Source organism: Dellaglioa sp. CoH-57-MRSF-21, from assembly GCF_056781915.1.
Map to the genome: position 1 here is coordinate 1 of NZ_JBXAXU010000125.1, position 333 is coordinate 333.

Annotated in this window: 1 protein-coding gene; it reads right to left on the reverse strand. The window is 57.1% G+C overall.

Translation table 11 applies throughout. From position 1 onward, the window contains the following. Positions 1 to 291, reverse strand: a 291-nt coding sequence (locus AC1RPQ_RS08235; RefSeq protein ID WP_481762300.1) for a hypothetical protein, incomplete at its 3' end; no start/stop codon positions are given. Positions 292 to 333 lie beyond the last annotated feature (42 nt).

Consider the following 333-nt stretch of genomic DNA (forward strand, 5'->3'; position numbering starts at 1 on the left):
GACCGGCATCGACCAGAAGCCCCACCAATCGATGTTGTGCGGATCGTCTGAGAACACGAATTCGGAGAACCCGATCCACGGCTTTTGCCACTCCACGTCTGTTGGCCACATAATGGCCATAAATTCTTCGAGGCGCGTGTTGTAGCTGAGGTCGCCCATCTGAGCGCGGGGCGCGAGTTGAACGCTCACCAGCGGGGCGTTGCCAGATGGAAGCGTGAGGCTTGTCTCGGTGCCTGTGAACGTGGTCTTCGATATTGTGACAAACGCGATGACCTGACCTTCTCGCGTCATGACCGGAACAACGGTCTGCGTCGATGGTTCATTTAGGCCCTT